Source organism: Terriglobia bacterium (genome assembly GCA_020073185.1).
Lineage (GTDB): Bacteria > Acidobacteriota > Terriglobia > Terriglobales > Acidobacteriaceae > JAIQGF01.
The window spans coordinates 74635-99449 of the sequence record JAIQFT010000003.1 but is presented as its reverse complement, the minus strand read 5'-3'; the positions used below and the strand labels follow the sequence as shown (position 1 = coordinate 99449).

Below are 24815 nucleotides of genomic sequence, written 5' to 3'. Positions count from 1 at the left end.
AGCCGTGCCGCCCGGAGCGCCAATCATGCGGGCTTTAGCCCCTGAGGGACTCCGCTCCCACTAACCGCTAACTCCCAACTCCCAACTACTTCTTAAACGCTTCCTGATTAACCACAAACGGCATCCTGGCTGGATCGCCGTTGTAGTGCTGCTCCAGCACGTCAATCAGGCCCTGCACGCAGCGGCCGGCCATGCCCTTGTCGGGATCGGTGGAGAGGCGGGTAATCCTGCCGGCGCTGGCAAAGTGCGGGTAGAGACGGCAGCGGTCCTCGATGGCCGGATCACGCAGTGGCGAGTCGGCCGGCAGAGGCTCTTGCGCGAACACATCGAGCGCGGCCCCGGCGATCCAGTTTTCCCGCAGCGCCTTGGCCACCGCGACCTCGTCCACCACCGGACCGCGCGAGTTGTTGATTAGGTGCGCCGTGGGCTTCATCATGCGCAGCGTCTTCTCATTGATCAGGTGATAGGTTGGGGGGCCGCCCTCGCCGGGCCGGATCAGCGGCACGTGGATGGAGACGAAGTCGGCTTCACGCAACGCCTGCTCGAACTCCACGTACTTGATCCAGCTTCGGTCTTTGCTCACGCCGGTCGACTGCCGCAGGTCCTTGAGCTGCTGGATGGCGCCTACGAAGTCATGGTTCTGGTACCCCGGGTCGTAGCACAGGATGTTCATGTCGAAGCCGGTGCACTTCTTGATCATGGCCAGGCCGATGCGGCCGGTGCCGATCACGGCGACGGTCTTGCCGGTAACCTCGTCGCCGAGAAACGGCAGGAACGGATGCCAGGTGCCCCATTCGTTCTTACGCAACAGGTGTTCGGCGCTCCACATCTTGCGGGCCAGCGCGCCCATCATAAAGAACGCGAACTCGGCGGTGGCTTCGGTAAGCACATCGGCGGTATTGGTGAAAGGAACCTTATAGCGGTTGGCGTCGGCGCGATTGATGTTGTCGAACCCGACGGCAAGTTGCGAGACGACCTTGAGCTGTCCTTTGCCGGCCTCGAAGACCTCCGCGTCAATGGGATCGCGCAGGGTGGTGATGAGGCCGTCCACCCCGCCGCGCAGCTTTTCCAGAATCAGCTTCTTTGGCGGCGGCTCGGGGCCGGGATAGACCTCGACGTCGTACCCGCGTTTGCGCAGCAGTTCCAGAGCTTCACCGATGTCGCACGTAGCATAAACGCGGAAACGCTTCTGGTCGGCCATCTCGTTCTCTCCAAAACCACCTAGATTACGGGAGAACACGCAAGAAAATCTACTCCGACCAGTTCCGGAGGGCTAGAAGCGGAAGCAACGCCGAACTTAAGAAAGGATTTGGTGGACCTGGCCGGGATCGAACCGGCGACCTCTTCCATGCCATGGAAGCGCGCTCCCAGCTGCGCCACAGGCCCACTCGAGGAAAGATCCCGCGCGCGTGGGACATGAGTATTCTCGCTCAGCTAAGCACGCGAGTCAATCGCACCAGGTCACTCGGCCTTTCGGCTTGTGGCGCTGTCGCTCATTCCCTTTTTGGTGTTGGCGCCGGCGCCGGGAGCCGACAACCTTTTACTGAGGCTTAGCAGTGGCCTCCTGCTCGCTCGCCGTCGTCGTTTTCTTCTTAATCGCGCGCTTCTTGGTGGATTTCTTTGCCGGCGCCGTGTCGTCCACCACGATTTTTTTCGGCGGCGCGGCAGTGGCGGTGGCCGCCGCTTGGCGGGCCCGCATCTGCAACTGCGCGACTTCCGTATCGCGGGCACTGGCCATCGCCTCCACCCGATCGGCAAGCGAGCGGCGGATTCCGTCAAGGTTGGAGGTGTCGGTGGCTAGCGCCTCGTACTCATCCTTGGACCCAAACGCGCCCGCCGATTCGGTAAGGCTGGACATGACGTCATACAGTGCGTTCAGGTTTCGGTAGAGCTTGAAAATGGCCCCGACGCTGCCCGGGTTGGCGCGCACTTGCTGCACCATGGTGGGCAGGGCTGCAGTGATGTTGCGTTGCACCGACTCGGCATCCGCCTCCGCCTGTCGCTTGCTGCGGGAATCGCCTTTCCACTTATCCAGGCGCAGCCGCGCCAAGTCCACGCGCACGTTTTCAGTGACCTGATTCAATTGCGCGAGGCTGGCAGTGACCTCGGCGCCGGGCTGCGGGCTGCCGAACGAAGCCTGAGCCGGCGCCGGCGGTCGCGTGCTGGTCGGCCGCGCGGGCGAACTCACCTGCGCCACCGTCGCCGCCGACATTCCCATCGCAAGCAGGCAAACCAAGAGTTTCTTCATAATTGCGCTCGCATACTGCTGGCAAGTCAGATGTACGAAACAGGTGCTTTGGTTTGTTGTGCCTACCGAGTAATAACTCGGGACTTCCGGGGAACTTATTCCCCCTTGCCGGGGTCTATGTAGATGCAGGGTCACTACGGTACAGGGGCCAGGCGATACCACTGTATGTTGTTGTCGGCGCAAGATGATGCTACTGTGGGGGTGACGCCATGAGAAGCATGGCGGGAGCAACCACCTTGGGGAACTTTGCAGGCGCCCTCGGCATTCCGGCGGAGGAGGCGGCGGTCGTCGCCGAACTCAAGGCCGGATCCGAGCCCGCGTATGCCTGGCTCATTGCGCAGTTTCAACAACCGGTTTACGGCCTGGTGTACCGCATCGTTTCCGATCCTGCCGACGCCGCCGACACCACGCAGGAAGTCTTCCTGAAGGTGTTCCGCGGCATGAAGCACTTCAACGGCAGCGCCAGCCTGAAGACTTGGGTGTATCGCATTGCGGTGCACGAGGCTTCGAACCGCAAGCGCTGGTGGTTCCGCCACAAGGCGCGCGAGACCTCCATCGAGCCGCAGGAAGGCGCCAACGGCAATTCCAGCATCGGGCTTGCCAATCTGCTGGTCGACCAAGGCGAGTCGCCGCTGGAGAACATCGCGCAGCAGGAACTGAAGACGCGCGTGGAATGCGAATTGAGGAAGCTGGACGAGCCATTTCGCACGACTATCATCCTGCGCGAGATTGAAGAGCTGTCGTACGAGGAGATTGCGGAAGTCATGCAAACATCGCTGGGCACGGTGAAATCGCGGCTGACGCGCGGACGCGAAGCGCTCAAAAAGCGCCTGCAACCCTATCTGCGCGAACTGAGCCCGGAACTTGCCCGGTCCAACTTCAGGCCGGAGGCCGGCCAGAAGGTCGAGGTTACGTCATGAACTGCTCGCAAGCCAGGCCGCTGTTCTCGCCGTATCTGGATGGCATTGTAAACGGCCGCCAGATGCGGGACCTTGGCAATCATCTGTCGCAGTGCGCGGCGTGTAAGCACGAATACGCGCTGCTATGCGAAACCCAGCGTGCGGTCACCTCGCTGGGACGCAAGCCGGCGCCGCCGGAATTGGCGCTGAGGCTGCGCGTGGCGCTTTCGCACGAAGCCGCGCACAACCGCAGCCGCTCCTTGGCCGGGCTGCAGGTGCGCTTCGAAAACGTGTTCAACGCCTTCATGGTTCCGGCAACCGCGGGCGTGCTCAGCGCGATCGTCTTCTTCGGGCTGCTGATCGGCCTGTTTGCCCTGCCGGTGCGGGCCAACAACGACGTGCCGACCATGTTGTATACGCCTCCGGTGCTGGCGCAGGCGCCGTTCTCCACCGGAATGGAGCGCATCAACGCCGACTCCATCGTGGTCGAGGCCTACATTGACGCCAAGGGCCGGGTGCAGGATTACCGCATCCTGTCGGCGCCGCCGGAGTCGGACAACGTCCGCTCCGAACTGGAGAACATGCTGATCTTCACCCAGTTCCGTCCGGCGACGGCATTTGGGCAGCCAACCAGCGGGCGCGCGGTGCTGTCGTTCTCGAAAATCAATGTGAAGGGCTAGCTTTCAGCTCTCAGCTGTCGGCCGTCGGGCAAAACCGGCGGCTTTCCGCTTCGTGGAGTTAATACCTACTCTGACAACATTCTCCACAACCCAGTTCCAAGCGCACGCCGCCACAAAAACAAAAATCCCGGATTCAACCTCGTCCAGGCTGTTGGACTTGATGTGCCCCCCGGAAATGAGTCCATGTGAATTTCTTGAGGACTCCCGGGAATCGAGTCTACGGAAATGTTCCGCCGAAACGGGGCACGTACCGAAACCGAAACTGAGATTATTTCATTTCTTTAGTGGATGACGCCGGCGCTACCGGCACTCGGCGCACGGGGATGAGTGCGCCCTTGGAGGCATCGGCCCGGCTCATGCGCGCCAGCATCTCCTGCTGGAAGTGGGTGAGGAATTCGTGCATCTGGCGCTGCATCTCCTCCATGCGCGCCCGCATGTCGAGGATGATGGCGATCCCGCTGATGTTCACGCCCAGGTCGCGCGCCAGCGACAGGATTATCTCCAGGCGTTGCAGATCCTCGTCGGTGTAGAGGCGGGTGTTGCCCTCGGTGCGCGACGGCTTCAGCAGCCCTTCGCGCTCGTACAGGCGCAAAGTCTGCGGATGGATGCCGTACATCTCCGCGACGGCGGAGATCATGTATGCGCCTTTGCCTCGTCTCTTAGCCATTGGCTCTTAGCTCTTAGCTTTTAGCTCTTAGCTACTGTACCGTCGGTTTGTAATCGCGGTCCGCGTGCTGCTCTCGATGCTGCCGAATGCGCTCAATGAGTTCCTGCACCAGAAGCTCGGTTTCGAGCCGAGCGTCTTTGCGGTCTGCCCGAATCGCGGATCGCTCCGCGGCATCCAGCTCCATCAGAAGCCCCGCCAACTCATCGCAATGCGTGATTGCTGCCAACGACCACCGAATACGGACTACCAACTACCAGCTACCAGCTACCAACTACTAAACCTTATTCCACAACTCCGCCCTTGGATCTTCCGGGTTCAGCTTTGCCAACTCGCGCAGCAATTCTTTCGTCTTCTCGTCGTGCGGCATGGGGACGGTAATCTTGACCTCGACGATTTCGTCACCGCGCACGCCTTCTTTCACCGCCGAGGGGACGCCCTTCTCGCGCAGGCGAAGCTTCTGGCCCGACTGCGTTCCCGGCGGGATGCGCAGCAGGGCGCGACCATCGATGGTCGGGACCTCGATCTTGGCGCCCATGGCGGCCTCGGTGACGGTGACCGGCACGGTGACCTGGATGTCATCGCCGTCGCGGTGAAAAACCGAGTGCTCGCCGGCGCGCACGATGATGTAGAGATCGCCGGGAGGGCCGCCGCGCGGGCCGGCGTTGCCCTTGCCGGCGATGCGAATGCGCTGGCCGTCGCGCGTCCCCGCCTTGATGCGCACTTCCAGCGGTTCGCTGCGCTGCACCACGCCCTCGCCGCCGCACACGTTGCAGAGGGTGCGCAGCTTGCCGGTGCCGCCGCAGCGCTGGCAGACGGTGTTGAACTTCATGCGCCCGCTGGTCTGCTGGATGTGGCCTGAGCCCTTACAATCGGGGCAAACGCCGGGGGACTCCAGGAAGCCGCGCCCGCGGCAATTGCCGCAGGTGTCCAGGTGCGTGATGTTCAGGCGCATCACGGCGCCGCGGATCGCCTGCCAGAATCCGACGCTGACCTGGTATTCCAGGTCGGTGCCTGGCTCGGGTTCTTCCTGCGCCGCCGCGCCGCCACGCCCGCCGCTGAACATGCCGGAAAAGATGTCGCGGAAGCCGCCGCGCCGTTGTTGCTGCTGCTGCGCGCCGCCTTCGAACAAATCGGAGAAATCGAAGCCGCTGAAATCGTACGGAACTTCCTGGGCGCCGCGCTGGCCGCCTCCGGGAACGCCGCCGCCGCGCGCGTATGCCTCGGCCGCCGCGGGATCAATGTTGTCCGAGTAATAGCCGAGCTGGTCGTAGATCTTGCGCTTCTTGGGATCGCTGAGGACGTCGTTGGCTTCGGAGAGCTGCTTGAACTTTTCTTCCGCCGCCTTGTCGCCGGGATTGACGTCAGGATGGTACTTGCGCGCCAGCTTACGAAACGCCTTACGAATCTCCTCGGTGGAGGCACTCTTCTTCACCCCGAGGACGTCGTAGTAGTTTTTCGTCGCGGTCGCCATAGGCTTCGCTAGTTGATGCTCGCCCTTTTCTCCCCCGGCACCTTGGTAGCCTGCCACGCCACCACCTGCCAGTGGCCGTTGCGCTTGAGAAAGGTGGCGGTGTTGCGGTAGTGCGCCGTTTCAGACTTGCCGGCCTTTTCGGTGCGCGCGGTAAGGCGGAAGTTCACCACCGCCGTAGTTCCGTAATCGTGAATGGTGACGTCGTCCGCCGAGAAGGTGTTCTTCGCGCCCGCGTCCTCGCGGCGGCCAATGTTCTTCATGATCTTCGCTTTATCCACGGTCACGCCCGCCGAGCGCGTGTAGATGACGTCGTCGGCGAAGAAGCGGTCGAAGACAGCTCGGTCGCCGCGCCCGGCAGCATCGAGGAACTGGTTCAGCAGCGACGAAAGCTGGCGCGCGGTGGGTGGCGACTTCGTGTCCTGCGCGCTTGCGGTGAGCGCGAGCGTCAGCAACACGATCACCACCGGAACGCCGGCGCGCATCGTCTTTCGCAGGTCGAGATAGTTCACTAGTTCACGGCCTCCGTGTCAGACGTGCCCTCGATTTCGTCGGCTAACAGCAGGGGCCCGCCATCGTCCACAACCGGGACAGCTTCCATGCCCGAGCGCGTTGGCTTGAACAGAAGCCAGCGTCCTTCCTCGGGAATGAAATGCAGGAAATAGGATTGCTTGTTGACTTCGATTTGCAATGTGTACTCTCTGAACCCTTTCTAGTCCCAAGCAAAAAGCAGGTTCCTCGACTCGGACGCGCGAACCCGGACGCCCAAAAGCGGGGCGTCCTGGTTTCTGCTCGCGTCCTCGCTCGGAATGACACCCATTGTGGGTGGCGCTTTTCCGCCGGGCTAAAGCCCGGCGCTTCCACCTCAGCGGCTAAAGCCGCCTTTCCCTTTCCCCGCGTGGGCGGCACGGCTAAAGCCGTGCCCTACCCGTTTGGCTGATAGCTGAGAGCTGACGGCTGACAGCTATTTCTTCTCGTCTACGTCCACGTACTCGGCGTCGATCACGCCTTCGTCCTTCTTCTTGGCGTCGCCTGGGGCTGCGCCGTTGGCGCCGGGTTGCGGACCGGGTTGCGGGCCCGCGCCGGCTGCGCCACCCGCCGGCTGCGCCTGGCGATACATCGCCTCCGCCAGCTTGTGCGATGCCTGGGTAAGGCGCTCGCGGGCCGCGTTCATGGCTTTGGCGTCGCCGCCTTCCAGCGCCTTCTTGGCGTCGGCGAGAGCGGCTTCCACGTCGCCGCGCTCGCTGCCGGAAATCTTGTCACCGTGCTCGCGCAGCATCTTCTCGATCTGGTAAACCATGGTGTCGAGCTGGTTGCGGGCCTCGATCTCCTCTTTCTTGGCCTTGTCCTCGCCCGCGTGCGCGTCGGCTTCCTTGGCCATGCGCTCGACCTCTTCCTTGCTCAGCCCGGAAGACGACGTGATGGTGATTTTCTGGTCCTTCTGCGTGGCCATGTCCTTCGCCGTGACGTTCAGGATTCCGTTGGCGTCAATGTCGAAGGTGACCTCGATCTGCGGCACGCCGCGCGGAGCCGGCGGAATGCCCGTCAGGTGGAATTTGCCGAGGGTGCGGTTGTCGCGCGCCAGCGGACGTTCGCCCTGCAGCACGTGCACCTCGACCGACGTCTGACTGTCCGCCGCGGTGGAGAAGGTCTCCGTTTTCCTGGTCGGGATGGTGGTGTTGCGCGGGATCATCCCAGTGGCCACGCCGCCCAGCGTTTCAATCGACAGCGTCAGCGGAGTCACGTCGAGCAGCAGCAGGTCCTTGACCTCGCCGCCGAGCACGCCGCCCTGGATGGCCGCGCCGACCGCCACGACTTCGTCGGGATTGACTCCCCTGTGCGGCTCCTTTCCGAACTGTTCTTTCACCAGCGCCTGGATGCGCGGCATGCGTGTCTGGCCGCCGACAAGCACCACCTCGTTGATCTTGCTGGCCTCAATGCCGGCGTCCTTCATGCATTGCCGACACGGACCGACCGAGCGCTGAATAATGTCTTCCACCATCGACTCCAGCTTGGCGCGCGTCAGGCGCTTGACCAGGTGCTTGGGGCCGCTGGCGTCGGCGGTGATGAAGGGCAGGTTGATCTCGGTCTCCATGGTAGTGGAGAGCTCGATCTTGGCGCGCTCAGCCGCGTCGCGCAGACGCTGCAGCGCCATCTCGTTGCCCTTGCCGCGCAGGTCGAGTCCTTCGTCCTTGCGAAACTCTTCGACCAGCCAGTCCACGATGCGCTGGTCTATGTTGTCGCCGCCGAGATGCGTGTCACCGTTGGTGGCCTTCACCTCGATAACGCCTTCGCCAACTTCCAGAATGGAGATGTCGAAGGTGCCGCCGCCAAAGTCGTAGACGGCGATGGTCTCGTCCTTCTTTTTGTCGAGGCCATAGGCAAGTGCGGCGGCCGTGGGCTCGTTGATGATGCGCTTGACGTCGAGACCGGCGATCCGGCCCGCGTCCTTGGTGGCCTGGCGCTGCGCGTCGTTGAAATACGCTGGAACGGTGATGACCGCCTCGGTGACTCCGCTGCCCAGGTAGTCCTCGGCGGCTTTCTTGAGCTTGCCGAGAATCATGGCCGACACCTCGGGCGGAGTGTATTCCTTGCCCTGCGCCACCACGGCCACGTGGTCGCCGGCGCGGACCACCTTGTAGGGCACCATCTTCATCTCTTCGTTGACTTCGTCATAGCGGCGCCCCATGAACCGCTTGATCGAATAAATCGTGTTTTCCGGGTTGGTGATGGCTTGGCGCTTGGCCACCTGTCCGACCAACCGCTCACCGGTCTTGGTGAAGCCAACGACCGAGGGCGTAGTGCGGCCACCCTCTTCGTTGGGGATGACTTTGGGCTCACCACCCTCGATGACCGCCACCACCGAGTTGGTGGTGCCCAAGTCAATGCCGATAATCTTTCCCATTGGCGTCCTACCTCCTACTGATTAAGTCCTTTACAACACTGTACTTAAGTAAGTCAACTGCGCTCTTAATAACGGGATCAATATAAGACTTGAGTGTAACGTTGTCAACCTGTTAGATGAGGCAAGAGGAGCGCGCGTTGCAGGCAAATCGAGCTGCCAGTTCCGAGTGCCTTACAAAACTGCTGGCATTGAGGACGCAAGCGGTACTAAACTCGCGCCTCTTGGGGAGGGACGGGGGCCATGACCAGGACGTCGGAAGCGCGCCTCTGGCAGGGGTTGGGGGCGGTTGTCGGGGTGGCTGGCGGGTTCTTGCTGGCGTACACATATGGGCGCTACGGATTGGCCTCGCTTGATCATACGGCGCTGGAATGCCTCATGGCTTCCCTGTTCATGATAATGGCCGGCGCAGCGGCATTCCTGGCCGGGCGTGCGCTGCATGTGGAAGAGACGCACTTGACGCCGCGCGAGTCGTTATTGTGGAACGTTCTTTCGGCGGTGTGTCTGATCGGCGGGGCGACAGTCGCGATCTTTACCAAGGTGCAGCACGGTGCATCCATCGTGGACCGACTCGCCATGGGGATCGCGGGCGCGTTCTTCATGATGATCGGCGTGCTCTGCCTGGTGGGACAGCGCGTCATGAGTCACATGCATGACGCGTGGGTACTGAGTGCGGAAGAGCGGGAGAGAATTGAAAGAGAAGAGCGGGCGAGAGTTGATAGGGCTTATGGTTTTCGTGATGATCAGTGATCGACAAGCAAAACCAAGAGATTGCCGACTACCCACCAAGACTCAATCAAATCTTTCGTAAAGAATTGACTTCCTGTCCCACCCCAATTCTTTCAACTGTTCGCGGTTGGCGAGGACCATGTCTTTAAGGCCGCAGATGTAGGCGTCCATGTCCCTGCGACCCTGGGCAAGGCGGCGGACGTGCTCCTGGACGTAGCCGCGGGCGCCGGTCCAGCCGGGGTTTTCGCGACTCAGCGTAGGCAGGTAGTGGAAGTTGGAGTGCTCCCGCGCGAGCTGGAGAAACTCGTCGTTGTAATAGAGGTCGGCCACGTAGCGCACGCCGAAAACCAGCCAGAACTCGCGGCCGAGGTGGCGGGATTCGTCCGCAAACAGCCACTGCAGCATGCCGCGCAGCGGAGCGATGCCGGTGCCGGTGGCGATGAACAGGGAGTCGCGCACCGGGCTCTTGAGCGCAAAGTAGCCATGCGGGCCATGGAAGCGGACCCTCGCACCTGCCGCAAGGTCGCAAAGAAAATTGGAGAAAAAGCCTTCAAGGACGCGGTTGAGGCAGAGGTCAAAGGTGTTGTCGGCGCGCGGCGGCGAGGCGATGGAGTAAGCGCGCGTGATCTCGCGGCCGTCGTGCGGCTGCTTCATGGAAACGAATTGCCCGGCGGTGAAGTCGAAGCGGGGAACCTCTTCGACGGCGAACTCCAGGTGCTTGGTGTCGTCGGAAAGCGCCACCGAGCGCACCAGCCGGGCTGTCATTAGTACGCGTTCCGTGCTCATCTACCTGATTTGATTATCGCGCAGGGTGGAAGGAAGCAGTTAGCGATTAGCGATTAGCAATTAGCAGCTTAGAGGGTAAAGGGTCAGTTTGAATTCTGAAGAGCTTGAAGAACTTCCTTCTCGATCTTCTTGCAATGCTTGATGTGCTCTTTCCGGGCGGCAATCGAGAGCCGCATCTTGCAATAATTCAGAGCCCACCGAGGCTCAGATTCGTTGTTGTGTTTTATTGCAGCCTGAACTCGTGCCAGGTCTTTAAAGCGCGTCATGGCACTGCCTCAGCCTCGGCGAGGACGCCGGGGCCCCCGGTCCAGGTGCTAGTCGCTAATTGCTAATCGCTGTCACTCCACCGTCACTGACTTCGCCAAATTCCGCGGCTGGTCAACGTCGCAGCCGCGGCGCACCGCGATATGGTAAGCCAGCAGCTGCAGCGGCACGATCTCGAGGATGGGCGAGAGCAGTTCCGGCGCCGGCGGCACGTAAACCACGTGGTCGGCGGCCTCCCGAATGTCCTCGTCTCCTTCGGTGGCGACGGCGATCACGCGCCCGCTGCGCGCCTTCACTTCCTTCAGGTTAGAGAGCGTCTTCTCATAGCGTATGTGCGAGCCGGGATCGTTGAGATCGCAGGTGGCCATAATCACCACGGGAAGGTCCTCGTCAATCAGCGCGTTGGGGCCGTGCTTCATCTCGCCGGCGGGATAGCCCTCGGCGTGGATATAGGAGATTTCCTTCAGCTTGAGCGCCCCTTCCAGCGCGATGGGGTAGTGAATGCCGCGGCCGAGGAAGAGGAAATCCTGGGCGCGATGGTATTCCTTGGCCAGGTCTTCAGCGTCCTCCTCCTTCGCCAGCACCGACTCCAGCTTGCCGGGAAGTTTGCCCAATTCCCCGATGTACATCCGCGCTTCATCCTTGGTGATGGCGCCGCGGATGTTCGCCAGGTACAGCGAGAACAGGAACAGCGCGGTCAACTGCGCGGTGAAGGCCTTGGTCGAGGCGACCCCGATTTCCGGGCCGGCATGGGTGTAGATGGTGCCGTTGGCTTCGCGCGTGACCATGGAGCCAACCACGTTGCAGATGCCAATCGTCTTGGATCCCTTGGCCCGCGCTTCACGCTGGGCGGCGATGGTATCGGCCGTCTCGCCCGATTGTGTGATCAACATGGTTAACGCGTTGGGTGCGACAATGGGGTCGCGATAGCGCCACTCGCTGGCGTAGTCCACTTCCACCGGCACGCGGGCGAGGCGCTCGATCATGAATTTGCCGGCCTGCGCGGCGTGCCAACTGGTGCCGCAGGCGGCGATGTTGACTTTCTCGAGCTTGACGAACTCGGCCTCGGTGATCTCCATCTCCTCGAGGAAAATTTTGCCGCTATCGAGGGAGACGCGGCCCAGGGTGGTGTCGCGGACGGCGCGCGGCTGCTCATAAATCTCCTTGAGCATGAAATGCTTGAAGCCGCCCTTTTCCGCCATAATCGGGTCCCAGGTTACGTGCTGCACCTGGCGAACGATGGGATTGCCGTCGAAATCGCTGAGTTGGACCCCCGCGGGCGTGATCACCGCCAGGTCGCCATCGGCGAGGAAGAACAGGTCGCGGGTGTGGTAGAGGATCGCCGGCACGTCGGAGGCGACGAAGTACTCGTCCTTACCCAGCCCGATGACCGCCGGCGGGCCATTGCGCGCGGCCACGATCTTGTCGCGCTCATCCACCGAGATTACCGCCATCGCCCACACCCCGTGCAGTTCCTTCACGGTTTTGCGTACCGCCTCCTCCAGCGACGGGCGCGCGCCGCTGTTATGCGGCTTGAGGTGCTTTTCGACCAGGTGCGCGATGATCTCGGTGTCGGTCTCGGTGGAGAACTTGTGGCCCTCTTCCGAGAGCTGCTTCTTCAGGGTGAGGTAGTTTTCGATGATGCCGTTGTGGACCACGACCACGTGCCCGGTGCAGTCGCGGTGCGGGTGGGCATTTTCCTCGGTGGGACGTCCGTGCGTGGCCCAGCGGGTGTGGCCGATACCGTAGGTGCCGTCGAGCGGCTTGAGCCGGATGACCTCTTCCAGGTTGCGCAACTTGCCTTCGGCGCGGCGGATCTGCAGACCTTCGCCGTTGCCGGCGACCGCGATTCCCGCCGAGTCGTAGCCGCGGTACTCGAGTCGGCGGAGCCCGTCAATGATGACCGGCACAACCCGCTTCTTGCCAACGTATCCTACGATGCCGCACATGTGACTACCCCCGTACAGACTGCAGGCTTCGGCCTCGGGAAAAGCACCAAGCTGGAGCGCTCGCCAGCAACTCTACAGCATTCTGATTCTGCCGCGAAACCCCATGATTCCGCCACGTTACTGACGTAACTACTGCGTTTCCAGGGAGTAGCGGAACTCCTCGATGACCGGGTTGGTGAGCACCTCGCGGGCCATGCGCTCCACCTCCTGGCGGGCTTGCGCTTCGTCGAGCCCGTCGAGGGTGACTTCGAAATACTTGCCCTGGCGCACGTCGGTCACACCCTGATAGCCCAGCTTGCGCAGCGCGCCGTGGATGGTCTTGCCCTGGGGATCGAGCACACTCTTCTTCGGGGACACGTAGACGTAGGCTTTCATGGGTAGTCCGATTATACAGTTTCAGTTTCGAGTTTCAGTCTTAGCCAGTAGACTTGAGGCGAGAATCTTTAAGCAAGAAATTAAGGACGGCCGCCTGGGCCCGTCTTCTTTCTGCTTGCGCGTGTTCTTTGCGCGCCGTGTCTTTGCGGAAACTGAAACTCGAAACCGATACTCTTCACAGCCGGAAAAGTTCGCGCAATCTCTTTGTTTGCGCCCGGCTGACGGGAATTTCCGACTGCTTCTTATCGTCCATGCGGAGCTGGTAGGAGCTCTTGAACCAAGGCACGACTTCGCGGATGCGATTGATGTTCACCAGGTACGAGCGGTGTGCGCGCCAGAAAACACTAGGGTCGAGCGAGGCGAGCAGCTCTTCCAGGGTGCGGCAGTTCGACTGGCCTTCCATCTGCGCGGTGGCAACCGTGATCACGCCGTCCTCGATGGAGGAATAGCAGATGTCCTTCTGGTCAACCAGAAAGAGGCGCCCGGCGGCCTTGATCAGGATCTTGGACGGTTGCTGCGGCTTGCTTCCCAGGCTGCGGATCAGGGATTCCAGGCGCTCGCTGGGCATGCCGACGGAGTCCAGCTTGGCTTTCACCTTTTTCACCGACTGCGCCACGCGGGCTTTGTCGAACGGCTTCAGGACATAGTCCACCGCGTTTACTTCGAAAGCTCTGACGGCGTACTGATCGTAAGCGGTGGCAAAGACGATCTGCGGCAGCGGCACCTTTTTGTCGATCAGCTTCTTGATCACCGCAAAACCATCGAGGCCGGGCATCTGTACGTCGAGAAAGACCAGGTCGGGCGCGTGTTCCTTGATCAGGTTGACGGCTTCCACGCCGTTCTTGCCCTGGGCGACGACGTTAACGTCGTCTACGGATTTGAGCAGGAAGGCAAGCTCGTCGCGCGCGAGCTGTTCGTCATCGACAATCACCGCGGACAAACGCATAAATCCCCCACACTCAAACTATTTAGTATAGCGGGGAAATCAAGAATGAAAAAGCCAGAAAGACTTGAGGCGTCTGGGGCTAGACTTCCTGTTCTTTACGCCTGTTAGATTAGAGGTTGCTATGGCAAAGAAGATCGCTCTAGCTTCGTGTCACTGCTGTCCGGTTAAAAGTTGAACAGAATCAGTTGGTTGACGTTTTCGGTGAAATTGGCGTTAGCGTCGATGGCCTGAAGGGCGCATAAAATGGGCGTTTTCTCGAAAAGCGACGCGCTCAGAGTCTGTAGGATGTGATACAAACTGGCCTCCAGGTCCAACCGCTTCCGTACGATCGCCACCAGTCCGTACACCGACACCGCAATCCAAATCTGCGTCTTCACGGCATCGGTTCTCACCGACGCAGTAGAAGGCCTTGATTCTCAGGTGCTGCTTGATCCATTTGAAAGAGAGTGCGACCTGCCCGCGGCACTTGTGGATTTGGGCGATGGTCAGCGCCGGCAGCGTGAAGTTGTTGGTCAGCAACCTCAGCCGCTTGTCGGATTCGGCATCGTAGTAGCTCACGCACCGCAGGGCATCGGGATACACGGTGGCCGATTCGAAGGATGTGAGGATGACGGTCTGATCGGAGCGAACGCCGGCGCTCTTATCGACCGCGTGTGAGTAGCGCCGTTGGAGAAAAACATTCGACTTGGTGCGCGCGACAAAGAAGGCCGCGCTGAGCGTTACAAGAACAAAATGAACAGAAGCTCTGTACCTGAAGCGGCAGCGATCAGGCGGGATTCAAAGAACGCCCGGCCAGGACGGCCGGGCAAGAAGTGGCATGCGAGGCTACGGAACGACAATTTCGTTGGGGTTGCCCATGACCCCGGGCGATTTCCCGGCTTGCACCTTGGAAGTGGTGAGAGTGTTCCAAGTCGTGGCGCCGTCGCCCTGCACCTTCACCGGGTTCTTCCCGGGCATCAAGTGCACGCACTCGGTGCCGAACACATCCGGGTTCGTGAAGTACAGGTCGCACTCCTCGTTGACCTGAAATTCAACGATGTCATCCACGGAAAGATTTTGCTTCTCGCGTTTATTGGCGTTCACGTTTACCGTGATTTTCTTGGGCATCTTACGCTCCTCTCTCGATTGCAATAGTGTTCTCAGAAATCTGCCCTCGATCGGATCTACCAAGTCACCTAGCGCCGCGGTTGAGCGGGGGCAGACGGTTGCGCCGCCTGGATGCGGCGAAATCCTGGATCGGCCAGCAGCCCACGCAAATCAGGATTCCTTTCCAGTTGTGCCAGCGTCCAGCCCTGGGCCAGCGCCTTGCCCATCAGTTCCAGAGCGCGTGTGCGGTCGCCCAAGTTTTCGTACGCTTCGCCGGCACTCGCCAGAACTGCCGCATCGTGCGGAGAAAGCGCCAGAGCCGCTTCAATGCGCGGCAGAGCCTTGTCGCGCAAGTGTTGCTTGGAATACAGGAGTCCCAGTTCCGCCTGGATGGCGGCATCGTCGGGTTTGAGTTTGACGGTCGCTTGCAGTCGTGTCAGTTCCTCGCGATACGCCGCTTGCGCTTCGCCAGTCTGGTTGAGCCATTCGCAGGCGAGGCCGAGATTGGCCCACAGCCGGTAATCGGCGGGATTGAGCTGCAGAGCTTTTTTCGTCATCGCGGCGGCTTCCGCCCAGCGCTTCTGCGAGTAGTAAAGGTAAGCAAGATTGGCGAACGCGCCGTACGTCGGGTTCAACTCGATGGATTTGTTGAATTCCTTTTCCGCTCCGGCAGCATCGCCAAGATTGCGAAGCATTACCCCCAAGTTCGAATGGGCGGGCGCATGGTCGGGAACGAGTTCAATGACCCGGCGGAACTGTTCGGCGGCATCCGAGTAACGTTGATGGCGGTAATAAAAGACGGCGAGTTCGTAGTGCCCGCCCCAATTCTCCGGCCGCAGCGCCGCCGCCTTCCGGTACGCGTCCTCGCTGTCCCGCGTGCGCCCCATGCTGTCGTACACCGCCGCCAAAGCGAGCAGGGCGTCGGCGCTCCGCGGCTCCAGCTTCAACGCCTGCTGCACTTCCTCCAGCGCCAGGTTGCGTTCGCCCTTGCCGTTGTGCACGCGCCCGAGCGTGACGTACACCGCCGGAAGTTGGCTGTTCAACTCCGCGGCCCGCTTGCAATACTCCTCTGCCTTATCCACCCAGCGCGGATCCTGCGACAGCCGGTACTTGTCCCAATAAGCCTCGCCCAAGGCGCTGAATCCGAGCGCGAAGTTGGGCTCGACTTTCACCGAAGCCTCGAACAGGGCAATGGCCGAATCCAGGTTGCCGGGCTTGTCGTAGCGCTCCAGGTAGCCCAGGCCTTTGAGATAAGACTCATGGGCAGCGGGGCCAATGTCGGCGGCGGCATTGGGGGCTGGCGACAAACTCATGTTGCGCCAGCGCAGGCCGAGCAGCGCGGCGGCGAGGATCAGCGTGAGCGTGACGGCGGGCGCCACCCATCGCCGCCAGCGTGCGAGCGCACCCGCGGGCACAGCGGCGGAGGCCGAGGCGCGGCGAAGTTCGCTCTTGAGTTCGCGCGCGTGCAGATTCGCCGTGGGCGCGTTGACGTTGGCCGCCGGCAGCGCCGCCAATTCCTTGAGCAATTTTGTGCAGGAGGGATAGCGGGCGTCCCGGCTCTTGCACAGGCAGCGATAGATAATGACCTGGATCTCGTCCGGTACCTCGGGCATGGGCGAGGGCGGCGCGCTGGCGATAGCCATGAGCGTGGCCGCAGCGCTATCGGCGGCGAACGGCAGCCGGGCGGTCAGCATTTGATACAGCAACACGCCAAAGGCCCAGATATCGCTGCGCTCGTCGGCCACTTTGCCCTGCGTTTGCTCCGGAGACACGTAGGGCAGAGTGCCGCTCAATCCGACACTGTGAGTTGAAGCGTCAACGGCAGTCGAACGGGCCAAGCCGAAATCCAGGATCTTCGCGACTCCGTCGTCGGTGACCATCACGTTGGCGGGCTTGATGTCGCGGTGCACGATGCCATGCGCGTGGGCGTGCGCGAGGCCGGCGGCGATCTGACGGGCCAACTCGATCGCCTTAGCGGTTGGCAGCGGGCCGTGGCGCAGTTCGTCGGCGAGCGTCTCGCCGTGGTAATACGCCATCACCATGCAGAGGCGGCCGTCGCCGGTCTCCTGAACCGTGTACACAGCGGCAATGTGGGGATGATCCAGCGCGGACACGGCGCGCGCTTCCCGCAGCAGACGTTGCTTCTCCGCCGCGCCGCCGTCGCCAATATGGGTGAGAAACTTCAGCGCCACCGTGCGCTGCAACTGGAGGTCGCGCGCTTTGAAGACCACGCCCATGCCTCCAGCGCCCAGTTGCGAGAGGATCTCGTATCCGGGGACTTGGACGCCGAGGATTGGCTCGGGTTGGGCCAAGGTTCCTCCAGATCCCACCCAGGGAAGACTGCCCGGGCCCACGATGCTCCAGGATTGGCCCACATTATAGGCCGATCACCGGCGGGCAAAGCACAAAACCGCCGCCGAAGCAGTTGCTTCGCAGCCGGATTTGGGACGCTGCTGCGGATGCGAACCGGACCCATCTCTCCTGCGCGCCTGCCGATCCGTGGCCAGGGTTCATTCTGGGAAGCCGCGCCTGCGGGCTTCGTCAGGCGGTGCAGGACACAACTGCGGCTGAGGTCCCCGTTTCCTGGCGAGACCCCGTTAGGCAAAGCAAGGCACGGCCATGCGCCGTGCCTTGCTTTCTCATCGTCGCGACGTGCTGGGAGCTACTCGCTCATCACCTGCCAGGAACCCTTGTCGGTCTTGATCAGGTTGACGGCCATCTTCTTGGCATCGCCGTGATAGAAATTGGCGCCGTATTTTTCGATCAGCGTCTGCGTGTCCCAGAGGTTGAAGGTCTTGATCAGTTGCCCGTTAGCATCGAAGAGATCGCCCACCGGCGTCGGCTCCCATTTCCAGGCGTACTCTACGCGCGCCATGCTGGGGCCGTTCATGGTGACCTTGGTGACTTCCACCAGCTTGCGGCGGGCCAGAGGTACGGACATCGCTACCGTCCCGTCTTTCTCCTGGTTCTTCTGGAACTCGGGGAAGGCGGTCAGTTCCTTCTCTCCCTTGGGCGTCAGCGCGATTTTATAGACCTCGCCTTTGCCTTTGGCGGTCGTGACTTTGACCAGGCCGGCTCTTTCCAGCAGCTTGTAATGCGGATCGCGCGGTTTTTCGTTAATGCTGGGCTTAACCGCGCCGGTGTGGAAGCGCAGCATCGCCGGGCCTTGTGCCTTCAGGATGGCGCCGACCACGGTGGTCGCATCCTGCTGGGTCAGGACCTTCTTCGACTGCACAAACCAGTAACCCGCGGTGCCGATGATGACGCCCGCCAGGGCCAGGATCAGCAACAGCGGAACGATGGTTGAAGACTTCTGCTCAAGTTCCAGTTCCTGTTCGAACATAGGCTCCTCCGCGTTACGCGGTACCGGTAACATGCCAGTATTCCGCCGCTTATCGCCAGTTGCTGTGACCCGCGTCACCTGCAGGAGTGAGTTCAGCAGGTACCGTTCGGCCAGAGTTTAGCGCCGTTTTTTCGGCGCGCAAGCGCATTTTACCCTTGGTTGGCTGCCCCAACCAGCGCCGTCTGGATATAATCGTCGCAGCCATTGCAGACTCTCTTGGTTCGCGAATGCCCACAGTAGCGCCCCGCGCCGTCACGGAAAGCACATCGGCGAAGCCGCATCCTGGCGCGAAGGTCGTGCTCAGCCATTCCGGTACGGGACCGTACGTGCAACATGCCGCCCGCGCACTGCATGAAGCCGGACTGCTGGGGGCCTACGTCACCAGCTTCCATTACGACCGCAACAGCGCGCTGGGGAAATTTCTGCGTACGGCGCTGGGGCTGGTGCAGCACGACGCCGAATTGCAACTATCGCGCCGCGCCATCACCGAGGTGCCGCCCGAGCTGATTCGCGGCCATGCGACACCGGAAATCATTCGGATGACGGCGGCCAGGCTGGCCAGCCCGATGACGGCCGATCTGGTCTGGGAACGCGCGGAAAAGTGGTTCGACAGCATGGTGGCGCGCGAGCATTTGCAGGGCGCGGCGGCCGTCTACTCGTACGAGTTCAGTTCTCTCGCCACGTTTCAGGCGCAAAAGCAGCGTGGCGGGCTGTGTATCTACGACATGGCAACCTGCCATCACGCAACCGCGGCCAAGTGGGTCGGCGAGGAGTTCGACCGATTTACCGAGCTGTTGACGCCGTATGAGAAGCATCGTCGCCGTCTGGCGCCGCTGCGCAACAGCCGGAAGGACCAGGAACTGGCGCTGGCCGACCGGGTAGTGGTAGCGTCGAACTTTGTTCGCGATTCGCTGCTCTCCACCGGAGTCGCGGAGGAGAAGATTTGCGTCGTCCCGACCGGTGCGCCGCCGGTGGACACCAGCCACCGCCATCCCGATCCCGGCAAGTTCGTGTTCTTGGTGGCCGGAAACTTGAGCGTGCAGAAGGGTATTCATTACGCGCTCGCGGCGTGGCGCCGCATATCGGCACACAGTTGCACCGAACTGTGGATGGTGGGCAACTGGAAACTGCCCGAACGGATGCGCGAAGGTTTGCCCGGGAAAGTGTGGGTCAGTCCCTTTGTGCTCCGCGAGAAACTGTACGAGCTGTTCGATCGCGCCAACGTAATGGTCTTTCCGACGCTGGCTGAAGGCCTGGCGACTACCCCACTGCAGGCGATGGCGCGGGGCCTGCCGGTTATCACCACTCGGAATAGCGGTTGTGACTCTTTCATCCGGCCCGGCGAGAACGGCTGGCTCGTTTCCCCCCGAGACGTTGATGCCTTGGTGGCCGCGATGGAGGCTGCGATCGCACGGCCCGCCGATACAGAAGCCATCGGCCGGGCCGCCGCCGCGAGCATGGCACAGTGGCAGTGGAGCGACTACCACGCCACCCTCGGCCGCACTGTGCTGGAAATCCTGCGGCAGGGGCCCGCGGCGCGATGACGATGGACGCCTGCATCTACGACCGGTTGGCTTGCCCAGTTCACAAAACCGCGGTGCAGCGCCTGGGTGACATGCTGGTGTGCGCGGCAGGCGACACATACCCGATCGTCGAGAATATACCGGTCATGCTGGTGCCGGATGGGCAACAGACGATTGACTCGGCAGAGAAAACGCTGCAAACCGCACGCATGCCGCAGCCCAGCGCACGTCCTTTCGATGGGCCCCCGTATTTCGTCGATACGCTTGGATGCAGCGACCAAGAAAAGCAGGAAATCCGCGGCGAATTGGCCGCCGGCCACACCGCCGTTGATCCTGTTGTCAGTTACTTGGTCGGCGCCACCAACGGAATTCTTTACAAGAGCGTGATCGGCAATCTCGCCTCGTATCCAGTTCCGGAGTTGCGGCTGGAACCGGCCGCGGGCGAGCGTTTTCTCGACATCGGTTGCGGCTGGGGACGATGGTGCGTGGCGGCGGCGCGTAAAGGATACCGTCCCGTGGGGGTTGACCCCTCACTGGGCGCCGTGCTAGCCGCGCGGCGAGTCTGCGAGCAGCTCGGGGTCAGAGCTGAGTTCATCGTTGGTGACGCGCGGCATCTGCCGTTTGCGGACAGCAGCTTCGACGTTGTCTTCTCCTACAGCGTTATCCAGCACTTCAGCAAACCGCATGCGCGCCAGACTCTGGCCGAGATCGGACGCGCATTGAGCGAACGCGGTCGCAGCCTTATCCAAATGCCCAACGCGTACGGCATTCGCAGCCTGCAACAGCAGATACGCCGCGGCTTCCGCCCGGGAACCCGTTTCCAAGTCCGCTACTGGAGCGTGCCCGAGCTCAAGCGCGCCTTCACCGCGGCGATCGGGGACAGCGTGGTGAGCGTAGACGGCTACTTCGGCCTGGGCATCCAGGCCAGCGATCGTGCGTTGCTTCCGCCCACGTATCGTGCCATCGTGACCGCTTCGGAGACGCTGCGGCGTTTCAGCCGCCGTGCTCCATGGATGTGTTACTTCGCAGACAGCGTTTATGTCCAATCCAAGGCGCGTCGCACCGCTCCGGCAAAGTCCGCGGGGTGACACATGCGCATTTGCCTGATTGGTGCCACCCACGCCTGCCACAATCCGCGCCTGGTGCGCGAGGCCGATACCCTGGCGGAGCGTGGTCATGAAGTGCGGGTGGTCGCCGTGCGCTCGCTTCCGGAACTGATCGTCGATGATGAGAGGCTGATCGCAACGCGCAAATGGCGGTTTTCCGCCGCCAACATCCTGCGCTCGCCATGGGCGAACCGCATTCGAGCCATTCCCTCGCGTCTGCGGCGTGAATCGTCGGCTCGTTCGTTTCAACGGACCGGCTCGGCCGCCGACGCCGAGATTGCGTTTTGCGAGGCCGCCCCGGAGCTGCTGCGTTTGGCGGCGCGCGAACCCGCTGACTGGTTCGTCGCGCACACCCAGGCAGTCCTGGCGACCGCTGCCCGCGCGGCACGCCAGTGGAACGCGCGCCTCGGCTTCGATTGCGAGGACTTGCTCTCCGAAACCGGACTGGCGCAGCCCGAGCTGGTGCGCGTGCTCGAGCGCGCCTGTCTCCCCGCCTGCGACTACGTCACCGCCGCCTCTCCGGCCATGGCCGAGCGCTTGCAGCAGCAGTACAGGATCCCTGCGCCAACGGTGCTCTACAACGTATTCCCTTTGGCAATGGCAAGAGAATTGAAGCCGCCGGAGCAGCGTTCGCCCAACGCCTGCCTGCGCCTGCACTGGTCGGGCCAGACCGCCGGACCGGGCAAGGGGCTGGAGGAAGCAATCGTGGCCGCCGCGCTGGCCGGCGGCGGCGTAGAGCTATTTGTCCGCGGTACACCGGCGGATGACTTCCAGGCAACCCTGTTCCGCATGGCCCGCGAAAAAAATGTCCCGCTGACGTTTCTTCCGCACGTCCCCCACGACGAGTTAGTGGGCACGATGGGGCAGTTCGATGTCGGGCTCGCGCTGGAGCGCGCCTCCGACCGCAACTACTCCCTCACCGTGACCAACAAGTTCTTCAGCTACATGCTGGCCGGATTGGCAATTGCCGCAACTGATACACCCGGCCAGCGCGACGTCCTGCAGCAGGTGCCCGCCGCCGGTTTTATTTACCCATGCGGATGTCCGGAGGCGCTCGCGGAGCAACTTCGGGGCTGGCGCGACAATCGAGCCAGCCTGCTTGCTGCGCAGTGCGCCGCCTGGCAGGCCGCTCGCGATCGCTATTGCTGGGACGTGGAAAAAACGAAATACCTGGCGCTGTTCGAACGACCCGGTGCTCGTCAAGCGGTTACTGGCGTAACGTGAGCAGGAGGAGAGACTGGAGCGATTCCAATGAAGCCCGCGGGCCCATGGTTCGTGCAGTTCCCGACCCACCTTATTCACGCCGCGAACGCGGGCAGGTGTTTACGTCCGCGCGGCAGTTCACTAGAATGGCAGCACTGTTCCCAGGAAGCTCAAGTCGTAAGAATTTTGAGGTTGTGCCCATGGCTTTGTTCTCGTCCGCTGTCGTTCGCCGAGTTTGGATCGCCCTTCTTTCCCTCACCATGCTGTCGGTTGTGAGCTTCGCGCAGGAGGAGCGGCAGTCCGATGCCGGCCCGCCGCCGCCGCAACAGATCCAGCCCACGACCCCGGCCAATCCGAATGCGCCCGCGCCGGCAGCCGCGCCCGACGTCTCGGGGATGGCGCCCGCGAAAGTGCAAATGTCGTCTCCTGCTTCCAGCACCCCGGCCGAGATGTTCATCGGCCCCGGTGACGAAGGCGACATGAGCGTCTTTTCCATGCCGGAATTGACCACGCACTTCCGCGTGGAGGCCAACGGCGATGTGTCCCTGCCGCTGATCGGCAAGTTTCATATCGCGGGCATGTCAGCCGACGCCGCCCAGGCCGCCGTGGAGAAGAAGTATGAAGAGGGTGGGTTCCTGCGCAACCCACACATCATCATCTTCATCAAGGAGTACACCACTCAGGGGATCTCGGTACTCGGGGAAGTAAACCACCCGGGCATCTATTCGGCGTTGAACGCGCGCCGCCTGTACGACTTGTTCCTGATTGCTGGTGGCCTGACGGCTCGCGCCGGCAAGACGGTCTCCATTACCCACGCCAAAGATCCTGAGAATCCGGTAGTCGTCACCCTCGAGAACGGCGGGATCAATGGGAGCCAGGGCAACGTGGAAATCCAGCCCGGCGACACAATCATGGTTTCGCGTGCCGGCGTGGTCTACGTGATCGGCGAAGTGAACCGTCCCGGGATGTTCGTCATGGAAAGCACACAGGTCGCCAGCATGTTACAGATGCTGGCCCTGGCCGCGGGTCCTACGCGCATGGCGGCGCTGGGTCATACGCGCCTCATCCGCCGTACTTCAAAGGGCCTGGAGAGCAAGGACATCGACCTCAACAAGATCATGCAGGCCAAGGGTACCGACATTGATGTTCAGGCGGAGGACATCGTGTACGTGCCTCCGAGCCGGGGCAAAGCGGCCCTAGAGCGCGGCTCGGGTTCGGTGTTGAGTATGTTGACCAATCTTGCCCTCTACCATTTCTGAGGAGGATCGCCAGCATCCTGCGCTGATCACCGGCCGGTGCCCTTTTCGCGTGAGAACCGTCCTCGTCATCGGGCCCGATTTCGTACCGAGCAGCATGCCGCCGGCGCTGCGCATCCGTTTTCTAGTGCGACACCTGCCGGAGTTCGGCTGGAACCCGGTAGTGCTTTCGGTTGACCCGCGTTTCTACGAGCAGCCCACCGACCCCGAAAACGAGCGCCTCTTGCCCGATGGACTGGAGGTCATCCGCACAGCGGCCTTCTCCACCCGGTGGACGCGTCGCATTGGCATCGGCGACCTGGGGTTGCGCTCCATGCGCCAGCAGTGGAAGGCCATTCAGAGAATCTGCGCCAACCGGAAAGTTGACTTGTTGCTGGTTTCCGTTCCGCCGTATCCATCGATCATGCTCGGCCGCCTGGCACACCATCGCTTCCGCATTCCCTACATCGTGGACTACCAGGATCCTTGGGTAATCGACTACTACGCGAGCCGGCCGAAAAGCGAGCGTCCACCCAAGTGGCGGTGGTCTCATGCCGTGGCAAAGATGCTGGAACCGATTGCGCTACGCCACGTCCTCCACATCACCGGCGTTTCCACGGGCACCACCGACTCCGTCCTCCGGCGCTATGCCTGGTTGAAACAAGTCGAGACAACGGAGATTCCACTGGGCGGCGAACCCGTCGATTTCGAATACGTCCGCCGCCATCCGCGCTCCAACCCAATCTTCAAACGCGGTGACGGCTTGGTGCACCTCAGCTACGTCGGCGCCTGCATTCCGGGGATGTATGCCACCGTCCGGGCGCTGTTCGAAGCTCTGCGCCAGGGACTCAACGACAATCCCATTCTCTTCCAACGATTGCGCGTGCACCTGGTCGGTACCACGTATTCACCGACTCCCACGGAGCGGATTATGCCCATTGCGCGCGAGATGGGAGTGGAGAGCGCCGTAACCGAGTGGCCGGCACGCGTGGCGTATCTGGATGCACTGCAGGTTCTGCTTGAGTCCGACGCCGTCACCCTGATCGGCTCCGACGCTCCGCACTACACTGCGTCCAAGTTGTTCCCCTACATCATGGCGCAGAAACCGCTGCTGGTCATCGTTCACGAGAACAGCAGCGTGGCGTGGATTGCGGACCAGACTCGCGCCGGACGCGTGGTCACCTTCAACAACGCGGACCGCCCTCCCGCCGCGGTCGTACCGGAAATTCGCGCCTGGCTGGATACGCTGCTTTCTTCGCCCGCTGACCTGCGCCCGGACACCGATTGGAACGCGTTCGAGGCCTATACCGCGCGTGCCATGTCGCGGCGCCTGGCGGAAGCTTTCGACCGGGCACTGGCCCGCCGAGCCAATGATCGGAGTGCTGGGGCAAGATGGTAAGCGGAGT

The 24815-nt window shown here is 62.0% G+C and carries 23 protein-coding genes and 1 tRNA gene; 8 read left to right on the top strand and 16 right to left on the bottom strand.

Annotated features, from left to right (window positions below):
* Positions 1-85 precede the first annotated feature (85 nt).
* From LAN64_01530 to LAN64_01520, 3 genes are all read right to left on the bottom strand, one after another.
* A complete protein-coding gene (locus tag LAN64_01530; protein MBZ5566509.1) occupies positions 86-1201 on the bottom strand; it encodes a D-glycerate dehydrogenase in 1116 nt (371 codons plus the stop codon).
* A gap of 109 nt (positions 1202-1310) precedes the next feature.
* Positions 1311-1386 (bottom strand) — tRNA-Ala (locus LAN64_01525).
* A gap of 154 nt (positions 1387-1540) precedes the next feature.
* On the bottom strand, positions 1541-2248 hold the full coding sequence (locus tag LAN64_01520; GenBank protein ID MBZ5566508.1) for a hypothetical protein: 708 nt from the start codon (positions 2246-2248) through the stop codon (positions 1541-1543).
* A 218-nt stretch (positions 2249-2466) separates the two neighbouring features.
* Here LAN64_01520 and LAN64_01515 point away from each other — a divergent pair, with 218 nt between their 5' ends.
* Both LAN64_01515 and LAN64_01510 read left to right on the top strand, forming a co-directional pair.
* The gene (locus tag LAN64_01515) at positions 2467-3168 is read left to right on the top strand and encodes a sigma-70 family RNA polymerase sigma factor (protein ID MBZ5566507.1); all 702 of its coding nucleotides are present in this window, start codon (positions 2467-2469) and stop codon (positions 3166-3168) included.
* Positions 3165-3827: a zf-HC2 domain-containing protein gene (locus LAN64_01510; GenBank protein MBZ5566506.1), complete on the top strand. Its 663-nt coding sequence runs from the start codon at positions 3165-3167 to the stop codon at positions 3825-3827. Before LAN64_01515 ends, LAN64_01510 begins: the two co-directional genes overlap by 4 nt.
* Positions 3828-4095: 268 nt before the next feature.
* Here LAN64_01510 and LAN64_01505 read toward each other — a convergent pair whose 3' ends face one another.
* The 5 genes from LAN64_01505 to dnaK all read right to left on the bottom strand — a co-directional run bounded on the left by LAN64_01505 (position 4096) and on the right by dnaK (position 8867).
* Positions 4096-4494: a helix-turn-helix transcriptional regulator gene (locus LAN64_01505; GenBank protein ID MBZ5566505.1), complete on the bottom strand. Its 399-nt coding sequence runs from the start codon at positions 4492-4494 to the stop codon at positions 4096-4098.
* Between the two features lie 274 nt (positions 4495-4768).
* Positions 4769-5965: a J domain-containing protein gene (locus LAN64_01500; GenBank protein ID MBZ5566504.1), complete on the bottom strand. Its 1197-nt coding sequence runs from the start codon at positions 5963-5965 to the stop codon at positions 4769-4771.
* Between the two features lie 8 nt (positions 5966-5973).
* A complete protein-coding gene (locus tag LAN64_01495; GenBank protein MBZ5566503.1) occupies positions 5974-6474 on the bottom strand; it encodes a nuclear transport factor 2 family protein in 501 nt (166 codons plus the stop codon).
* Positions 6474-6653 carry a hypothetical protein gene (locus tag LAN64_01490; protein MBZ5566502.1) on the bottom strand — a complete coding sequence of 60 codons (180 nt, stop codon included), beginning with the start codon at positions 6651-6653 and terminating at the stop codon, positions 6474-6476. The genes LAN64_01495 and LAN64_01490 overlap by 1 nt, the downstream gene beginning before the upstream one ends.
* A 273-nt stretch (positions 6654-6926) precedes the next feature.
* Complete coding sequence (dnaK, locus tag LAN64_01485; GenBank protein ID MBZ5566501.1) at positions 6927-8867, bottom strand: molecular chaperone DnaK; 1941 nt, start codon at positions 8865-8867, stop codon at positions 6927-6929.
* Positions 8868-9107: 240 nt separating this feature from the next.
* On the opposite strand from dnaK, the gene LAN64_01480 reads away from it, so the two are divergent.
* Positions 9108-9614, top strand: a complete 507-nt coding sequence (locus tag LAN64_01480; GenBank protein ID MBZ5566500.1) for a hypothetical protein — start codon at positions 9108-9110, stop codon at positions 9612-9614.
* A gap of 42 nt (positions 9615-9656) precedes the next feature.
* On the opposite strand, the gene LAN64_01475 is transcribed toward LAN64_01480, so the two are convergent.
* The 8 genes from LAN64_01475 to LAN64_01440 all read right to left on the bottom strand — a co-directional run bounded on the left by LAN64_01475 (position 9657) and on the right by LAN64_01440 (position 18342).
* The gene (locus tag LAN64_01475; protein MBZ5566499.1) at positions 9657-10379 is read right to left on the bottom strand and encodes an FAD-dependent oxidoreductase; all 723 of its coding nucleotides are present in this window, start codon (positions 10377-10379) and stop codon (positions 9657-9659) included.
* 338 nt (positions 10380-10717) lie between these two features.
* Positions 10718-12592 (bottom strand): glutamine--fructose-6-phosphate transaminase (isomerizing), encoded by a 1875-nt coding sequence (gene glmS / locus LAN64_01470; protein ID MBZ5566498.1) that lies wholly within the window; start codon positions 12590-12592, stop codon positions 10718-10720.
* Between the two features lie 129 nt (positions 12593-12721).
* Positions 12722-12967, bottom strand: a complete 246-nt coding sequence (gene purS / locus LAN64_01465) for a phosphoribosylformylglycinamidine synthase subunit PurS (protein MBZ5566497.1) — start codon at positions 12965-12967, stop codon at positions 12722-12724.
* A gap of 175 nt (positions 12968-13142) precedes the next feature.
* Positions 13143-13913 (bottom strand): LytTR family DNA-binding domain-containing protein, encoded by a 771-nt coding sequence (locus tag LAN64_01460; GenBank protein MBZ5566496.1) that lies wholly within the window; start codon positions 13911-13913, stop codon positions 13143-13145.
* Positions 13914-14126: 213 nt separating this feature from the next.
* Positions 14127-14471 carry a transposase gene (locus tag LAN64_01455; protein MBZ5566495.1) on the bottom strand — a complete coding sequence of 115 codons (345 nt, stop codon included), beginning with the start codon at positions 14469-14471 and terminating at the stop codon, positions 14127-14129.
* A gap of 267 nt (positions 14472-14738) precedes the next feature.
* A complete protein-coding gene (locus LAN64_01450) occupies positions 14739-15020 on the bottom strand; it encodes a hypothetical protein (protein ID MBZ5566494.1) in 282 nt (93 codons plus the stop codon).
* 68 nt (positions 15021-15088) lie between these two features.
* Positions 15089-17311, bottom strand: coding sequence for a protein kinase (locus LAN64_01445; protein ID MBZ5566493.1), 2223 nt, complete (start codon positions 17309-17311; stop codon positions 15089-15091).
* A 350-nt stretch (positions 17312-17661) separates the two neighbouring features.
* Positions 17662-18342 carry a hypothetical protein gene (locus LAN64_01440; protein ID MBZ5566492.1) on the bottom strand — a complete coding sequence of 227 codons (681 nt, stop codon included), beginning with the start codon at positions 18340-18342 and terminating at the stop codon, positions 17662-17664.
* Between the two features lie 227 nt (positions 18343-18569).
* Here LAN64_01440 and LAN64_01435 point away from each other — a divergent pair, with 227 nt between their 5' ends.
* The 5 genes from LAN64_01435 to LAN64_01415 all read left to right on the top strand — a co-directional run bounded on the left by LAN64_01435 (position 18570) and on the right by LAN64_01415 (position 24808).
* Positions 18570-19886, top strand: a complete 1317-nt coding sequence (locus tag LAN64_01435) for a glycosyltransferase family 4 protein (GenBank protein MBZ5566491.1) — start codon at positions 18570-18572, stop codon at positions 19884-19886.
* Between the two features lie 2 nt (positions 19887-19888).
* The gene (locus tag LAN64_01430) at positions 19889-20953 is read left to right on the top strand and encodes a methyltransferase domain-containing protein (GenBank protein MBZ5566490.1); all 1065 of its coding nucleotides are present in this window, start codon (positions 19889-19891) and stop codon (positions 20951-20953) included.
* Between the two features lie 3 nt (positions 20954-20956).
* Positions 20957-22195 carry a glycosyltransferase gene (locus LAN64_01425; GenBank protein ID MBZ5566489.1) on the top strand — a complete coding sequence of 413 codons (1239 nt, stop codon included), beginning with the start codon at positions 20957-20959 and terminating at the stop codon, positions 22193-22195.
* Between the two features lie 179 nt (positions 22196-22374).
* Positions 22375-23433 (top strand): polysaccharide export protein, encoded by a 1059-nt coding sequence (locus tag LAN64_01420; protein MBZ5566488.1) that lies wholly within the window; start codon positions 22375-22377, stop codon positions 23431-23433.
* Between the two features lie 49 nt (positions 23434-23482).
* Positions 23483-24808, top strand: a complete 1326-nt coding sequence (locus LAN64_01415; GenBank protein MBZ5566487.1) for a hypothetical protein — start codon at positions 23483-23485, stop codon at positions 24806-24808.
* Positions 24809-24815: the final 7 nt, after the last annotated feature.

Excerpts from the sequence above, each read along its gene's own strand:
- LAN64_01530 (MBZ5566509.1), bottom strand. The coding sequence starts at position 1,201 with ATGGCCGACCAGAAGCGTTTCCGCGTTTATGCTACGTGCGACATCGGT.
- LAN64_01520 (MBZ5566508.1), bottom strand. The coding sequence starts at position 2,248 with ATGAAGAAACTCTTGGTTTGCCTGCTTGCGATGGGAATGTCGGCGGCG.
- LAN64_01515 (MBZ5566507.1), top strand. The coding sequence starts at position 2,467 with ATGGCGGGAGCAACCACCTTGGGGAACTTTGCAGGCGCCCTCGGCATT.
- LAN64_01510 (MBZ5566506.1), top strand. The coding sequence starts at position 3,165 with ATGAACTGCTCGCAAGCCAGGCCGCTGTTCTCGCCGTATCTGGATGGC.
- LAN64_01505 (MBZ5566505.1), bottom strand. The coding sequence starts at position 4,494 with ATGGCTAAGAGACGAGGCAAAGGCGCATACATGATCTCCGCCGTCGCG.
- LAN64_01500 (MBZ5566504.1), bottom strand. The coding sequence starts at position 5,965 with ATGGCGACCGCGACGAAAAACTACTACGACGTCCTCGGGGTGAAGAAG.
- dnaK (MBZ5566501.1), bottom strand. The coding sequence starts at position 8,867 with ATGGGAAAGATTATCGGCATTGACTTGGGCACCACCAACTCGGTGGTG.
- LAN64_01480 (MBZ5566500.1), top strand. The coding sequence starts at position 9,108 with ATGACCAGGACGTCGGAAGCGCGCCTCTGGCAGGGGTTGGGGGCGGTT.
- LAN64_01475 (MBZ5566499.1), bottom strand. The coding sequence starts at position 10,379 with ATGAGCACGGAACGCGTACTAATGACAGCCCGGCTGGTGCGCTCGGTG.
- glmS (MBZ5566498.1), bottom strand. The coding sequence starts at position 12,592 with ATGTGCGGCATCGTAGGATACGTTGGCAAGAAGCGGGTTGTGCCGGTC.
- purS (MBZ5566497.1), bottom strand. The coding sequence starts at position 12,967 with ATGAAAGCCTACGTCTACGTGTCCCCGAAGAAGAGTGTGCTCGATCCC.
- LAN64_01460 (MBZ5566496.1), bottom strand. The coding sequence starts at position 13,913 with ATGCGTTTGTCCGCGGTGATTGTCGATGACGAACAGCTCGCGCGCGAC.
- LAN64_01450 (MBZ5566494.1), bottom strand. The coding sequence starts at position 15,020 with ATGCCCAAGAAAATCACGGTAAACGTGAACGCCAATAAACGCGAGAAG.
- LAN64_01440 (MBZ5566492.1), bottom strand. The coding sequence starts at position 18,342 with ATGTTCGAACAGGAACTGGAACTTGAGCAGAAGTCTTCAACCATCGTT.
- LAN64_01435 (MBZ5566491.1), top strand. The coding sequence starts at position 18,570 with ATGCCCACAGTAGCGCCCCGCGCCGTCACGGAAAGCACATCGGCGAAG.
- LAN64_01430 (MBZ5566490.1), top strand. The coding sequence starts at position 19,889 with ATGGACGCCTGCATCTACGACCGGTTGGCTTGCCCAGTTCACAAAACC.
- LAN64_01425 (MBZ5566489.1), top strand. The coding sequence starts at position 20,957 with ATGCGCATTTGCCTGATTGGTGCCACCCACGCCTGCCACAATCCGCGC.
- LAN64_01420 (MBZ5566488.1), top strand. The coding sequence starts at position 22,375 with ATGGCTTTGTTCTCGTCCGCTGTCGTTCGCCGAGTTTGGATCGCCCTT.